This is a genomic window from Streptomyces amritsarensis (genome assembly GCF_001953875.1).
GTDB lineage: Bacteria > Actinomycetota > Actinomycetes > Streptomycetales > Streptomycetaceae > Streptomyces > Streptomyces amritsarensis.
Window position 1 is genome coordinate 1 of record NZ_MQUR01000182.1, and the last position, 5,054, is coordinate 5,054.

2 protein-coding genes and 1 pseudogene are annotated in these 5,054 nt (G+C 75.0%); 2 read left to right on the top strand and 1 reads right to left on the bottom strand.

The window, feature by feature from the left end; translation table 11 throughout:
* Nucleotides 1-415: 415 nt before the first annotated feature.
* Nucleotides 416-1,804 carry a glycoside hydrolase family 15 protein gene (locus AVW11_RS38150; RefSeq protein ID WP_158076185.1) on the bottom strand — a complete coding sequence of 463 codons (1,389 nt, stop codon included), beginning with the start codon at nt 1,802-1,804 and terminating at the stop codon, nt 416-418.
* Between the two features lie 395 nt (nt 1,805-2,199).
* Here AVW11_RS38150 and AVW11_RS35205 point away from each other — a divergent pair, with 395 nt between their 5' ends.
* The gene (locus AVW11_RS35205) at nt 2,200-3,777 is read left to right on the top strand and encodes a DUF6056 family protein (RefSeq protein WP_076047056.1); all 1,578 of its coding nucleotides are present in this window, start codon (nt 2,200-2,202) and stop codon (nt 3,775-3,777) included.
* Between the two features lie 142 nt (nt 3,778-3,919).
* Nucleotides 3,920-5,054, top strand: a pseudogene (locus AVW11_RS39400) (transposase); the annotation flags it as partial.

Genomic DNA, 5,054 nt, shown 5'->3' on the forward strand with positions numbered 1-5,054 from the left:
CCGACCTGCACCTCACCACCACACCCCCGCCCACCCCCACCCCCACCCCCACCCCCACCCCGGCCCCGGCTCCCGGCACGCCCGGCGGGCCGACGCCGTCCGTGCCGTGGCACCGGGCCGTCGCACCCACCGCCCTCGCCCAAGCCGCCCGCCAGGGCTCCGGGTGGCACGGGTAAACCCACCCCGAACGACGACCACCCGGTCAGCGGCCCGACGGCGTTCAGACACCGGTGGGCGCGGCGCACCACTGAGGCAGGTGGCGGAAAAAGGGGGTCGCCCGGACGCGCGTGGGCGAAGCGGAACCAGCACCGGGCTGAGGAAAAAGCCGACCAGGACCTGCGCGACGGCCAGGCCGCCGCACCGCCCCGCGCCGGGCCCGGCCCCCCCCCCCCCCTACCCCCGTGACGCCCGCCGCCTACGGCCGCAGCGGCGGCGCGGACAGCCCGCCGGCCTCCAGCGCCACCAGCGACAGCACCACGATCGAACCCGTCCACGCCAGCGGCGCCACCGACGCCGGCCGACCCGCCCCGTCCACCTTCTCCGGCAGCTCACCCAACCCGTTCCGCTTCGACAACACCCACTCCAGCACCGGCCCCGCCTTCGCCGGCCGGCCCCCCGCCGCCCACGCCAGCGCGAAGAACGCCGTACTGGGCGTCCACGCCACCGCCCCCCACGGCGCCCCCGGATCATTGCCCGGAGTCAGCCCCCCGTTGGGCAGCAGCAGCGCCCGGTAGGTGGCCTCCAACGCCGCGGACACACCGGCGGCCCCCGCGTTGAACGGAGGCGCCATGAACGCCACCGCACTGTCACGCCCGTGCCGCCCGTCGACGCTCCGCTGGTAGCCGAGCGGGAAGAACCGCTTGGAGATCCCCGCCGACAGCCGCCGCGCCGCCCGCTCCCAACGCACCGCGTCCACCGGCCGGCCCGCCTCCCGCGCCAGGTCCGCCGACGCGTTCAGCCCCGCCAGCAACGGCGCGGCCGTACCGATGTTCGCCGTGGCCGTCATCAGCTCCCAATAGTCCGGAGAAGCCGGAGGCAGCCCGTCCGCCCCCAGGGAACGCGCCGCACGGTCGGCCGCCTTGCGGACCATCGGATACAGCACCGCCAGCCGCTCCCGCCGCCCCTGCACCGGCGCCGCCCGATACCACTGCCACGCCGCCCACGGCACCCAGCCGTTGGCATCGAGCTGCCACCGCCTGCCGTCCGGCGGCCCCGAACCGTCCAGCTTCGTCCGCGCCTCCCAGCTGCCGTCCCCGCGCTGGGTCGCCGCACTGTGCCGCAGGATCCGAAACGCCTCCGCGTCATGCCCGGTCAGCGCGAACGCGGCACACGCAAAACTCGAATCCCGCGGCCACGCGTACATCCACCCCGGACTCCACCCCGCCGCCATCGCCCCGTTGGGCCGCAACAGCGCCCGCATCGCCAGCAGCGCCCGCCCGGCCGCCGCCCGCTCGGCCGCCGACCGCCCCGGAACCCGGCCGGAAGCCAGCCACGCCCGGCTCTGCCCGATCTGCCGCAGCGCCCCCGCGTCCCCGGCCGCGACCACCACCGACACCGACCGCCCCGGCGGCAGATACCGCCACCGCCCCGACGCCAGCCGCAGCACGTTGCTGCCCTCCACATACCGGGCACCGGCAGCCAGCGACGCCGAAACCCCCTCGGCGGCACTCGCATTCGACAACACACCGACAGCAGGAGCGGCCAGCCCCGACAACGGCGCATGACCGCCCGCACCGCACACGGGAACAGCCGTACTCGTCAACGCCGCCGCGACCACCGCCCAGCAGCCGAGGACACCGGACACCGCCACTCCCTCCGCCGCACCCACACACACGCCCACGCACCCGCGTACTCGCCGCAGCCGGTGCACGCGCGCAAGCCTGACCCCCACTCATCCTCGACAACCACCGCCCACCCCGCCACGGCAGCCCGCCGCCCGGGTGAGCCCACACCCCACCTCCACTCACCCGAGCAGCCCCCCGCCTGCCGAAACCGCCCCGCCCCCGCCCGGCCGGCCCCGGCCCGCCCCCCGCCTGCCCGAACCGCCCTCGCCCGCCCGGCCGGACCGCCCCCGGCCCGGGATGCCGGACACGGCGGGCCGTGCACATCATGGGTGTTCGCGGGCCGTGCGCTCACCACAGCCGGCGGGGCGCACCGGCCGCCCTTGCCCGACGGGCCCCCGCTGCGAAGGGGAGGCCCATGAGCACCATGGCGGCCGAGGGCGAGGAAGAACGCCTCAGCCCCTCCACCCCCACCCGCCGGGAAACCGGCCCCCGCCGACTCCCGCGCACCCTCCTGCCCGCCGCCGCGGCAACCCTCCTCACCGCCGCCGGAGCCCTCGTCGCCGTCGGATGCTTCCTCGGCCTCTACATCCGCCCCACCTCCGACGACTGGTGCGCCGCATGGAAGACCCGCGACCTCGGCGTCCTCGGCATCACCGCCGACTTCTACACCACCCAGAACGGCCGCATCGCCAACGCCTTCCTCAGCGGCCTCCTCTACAGCGGCGGACCCGCCGGCACCAAGATCCTCCCCACCCTCATCACCGTCCTGCTCACCACCGCCCTGGTCCTGCTGGGCCGCCGCCTCCTGCGCGCCCTCGGCCACACCCCGCCCCTGCTGCTCCTGACCGCCTGCGCCCTGGTCCTCCAGGCCCTCCTCTACTTCGCCGGCACCCGCAGCTACCAGGTCCTGCTGTGGGCCCCCGCCACCATCTCCCACACCCTGCCCGGCGTCATCGGCCTGTGGGCCCTCCTGCTGGCCCTGGCCACCCTCACCCACCCCCGCCCGGCCGTCCGCACCGCCGGCCTCGCCGGCGCCCTCCTCATCGGCTTCGCCCTCGGCACCCTCAGCGAACCCTTCGCCCTCGTCAGCGGCCTCACCGCCGCCCTGACCGCCCTGCTGTGCCTGCCACGCCTGCGCCTGGCCACCACCTGGCGCCCCTTCACCTGGTGCCTGCTGTGGTGCACCGGCCTCGCCTGCGGCCTCGCCGTCCTCTACACCTCCCCGGGCGCCCGCTGGCGCCGCGCCCAGCAGCTTGAGAAGGAGCCGCTGCTCTCCACGGGCGAACTGCACGCCACCTACGAGGACTGGCTCCGCATGTGGGACACCGTCACCGGACAGTGGGCCTACCTCGCCGCCCCGGCCGCCGGCCTCCTCCTGGGCCTGGCCGCCACCCTGCGCACCCCCCGACCCTCACCCTCGACCTCACCCTCACCCCCGACCCCAGCCCCGGCCCCGCCCCCGGCCCCGGCCGGGCGGTGGACACGGGCCGCCCTGCTGCTGCTCCCACTGCCCGTGGTGGCCCTGGGATCGTTCGCGGTGGCGGCCGGCCTGCGCAGCGGATACGGCCCCACCGGATGGACCTACGCCCGTACCTGGACGAGCTACCTGCTGCCCATGGAACTGGCCCTGTGCGGCTACGGAGCCCTGCTGGGCGCATGGGCCGCCCCCCGCCTGGCCGCCCGCCGCCCCGCCGGCCCCGCCACCCTGGCGGCCTGCGCCACGGCCGCGTTCTGCCTGACGCTCGCCTCGACGGCCTCCCTCGTCCCCGCCGTCCAGCAGCTCACCACCACCACGGTGGCCCGCTCCATCGCCTGGGACGCCCAGAACGCCCGCATCCGCGCCCAGGCGGCGCAAGGCGCCACGGACGTCGGCTACCGCCCCCTGCCCATCGGCAGCCTCGCCGAACCGTTCTTCACCACCGCCTACGCCCGGGACTGGGTCGCCGCCTGCGTCTCCCGCTGGTACGGCGTCGACCGCATCCACCGCCGCTGACCCCGCACCCCACCCCGAAACCGCCCACCGGCCCGGCCTGGCCGAGCCGGAACCCCGCCGAGCCCTGCAGCCCCTCGGCCGGGGCCGACGGGCCGGCCGAGTCGGCACCCCCGTCAGCTTGACGTTTTTGGTCCGCCAGATCGTGGGACAGGCCGAGCACGGGGTTCAACCAGACGCGTTCACGGCGGTGACGGCGTTGCGCACCGAGCTGTACGCCTCCCTGCTTGCCCGGGGCGATGCCCTCTTCGAGCTGTGTGACGCGTTGTTGTGCACCGACGGTCCGGTTCGCACGCTCGTGGACCTGGCCCTCGCGCCCGAGCATCGGCGCGGGCACGGCGCCCTCTACGCGGGACTGAACCACGGCCAGATCGACATCGCCCGGCTCCGCCGTGCCCTGGTCGGGGTGCCGCTGCCCCGCGCGGCCGACGGGCGTTTGGTGCTGGCGGTCGACGTCTCGCCGTGGCTACGGCCGGACGCCAACACGTGCCGGACCGCTCCTTCGGCCGGCGCCTGGGCAAACACCAGATGGTCCGGGCTGGCCGTACTCGATCGTTGCCGCGCTGGAGAGCGGCCGCACCTCCTGGACCGCCCTCCTGGACGCGATCCGGCTGGAGCCGGCGCCGACCTCGCGGCCGTCACCGCCATCCAGGGCCGCGAGGTCGTCGAACGCCTCATCGCAGCGGGCCAGTGGCAGCGGGGCCAACCGGACGTCCTCATCGTCATGGACGCCGGCTACGACGCGCCTCGGATCGCGCACCTTTTGACGGACATGCCGACCGAGGTCCTGGGCCGGCTCCGCTCGGACCGGGTGATGCGCAAGCCGGTCCCAGTCCCGTGGATCTGACTGCCGCAGGCGGTCGCCCGCCGAAGCAAGGCGGCGAATTCGTGTTCGGACGGCCCGAGACCTGGGGCGAAGTCACCGCGGTCACCATCACCAACACCGACCGGTAGGGGGCGGCGACCGTGCAGGCATGGGGGCGGCTCCATCCCCGGCTGACCCGCAGGGCCGCGTGGATCGACCACAAGGGTCCACTGCCGATCATCGAGGGCACCGTGATCCGCCTGACGGTCGAGAAGCTGCCGAGCGGCGGAGTGAACAAACCCGTCTGGCCGTGGTGGTCGGGCACTGGTGCCGCCGCGGACGACGTTGACCGGTGCTGGCAGGCATTCCTTTCGCCGCTTCCATGTGGAGCACACCTTCCGGCTCCTCAAGCAGTCTCTTGGCTGGACCCGGCCTAACTTGTTCTTTAACGTCCGAGGTCGAACGATGCCTCGTA